The organism is Nocardioides oceani (assembly GCF_030412965.1).
GTDB classification, from domain to species: Bacteria; Actinomycetota; Actinomycetes; order Propionibacteriales; family Nocardioidaceae; genus Nocardioides; species Nocardioides oceani.
In genome coordinates, this window is sequence record NZ_JAUHJQ010000177.1 from 1 (window position 1) to 276 (window position 276).

Below are 276 nucleotides of genomic sequence, written 5' to 3' on the forward strand. Positions count from 1 at the left end.
ACAGCTTACCCGTATGGACAATCCGGTTCATGACATCATTAACATATGCATGGTTTCCCCTGTTGATACGCTTGTACCAAAACTCAAAACACGCCTCCGGGGACATATTCTCCTTTGCCCCCAGCAGCCTGGCCATGGTCCCGTCAATATAAAATTTCACATTCTGCATATCCTTGTCTGTCACCATGTTCCACAGCCCCAGCTCCGACATATGCAGGATATCCTGTACCCAGTCCATATCATGAAATACAAAGCATTTGGTGAAATCCTTATCTT

The 276-nt window shown here is 45.7% G+C and carries 1 protein-coding gene; it reads right to left on the bottom strand.

Annotation, left to right across the window (positions count from 1 at the left end):
- The coding region (locus tag QWY28_RS24835) for a hypothetical protein (RefSeq protein ID WP_300955366.1) at positions 1-238 on the bottom strand (238 nt) is incomplete at its 3' end.
- Positions 239-276 lie beyond the last annotated feature (38 nt).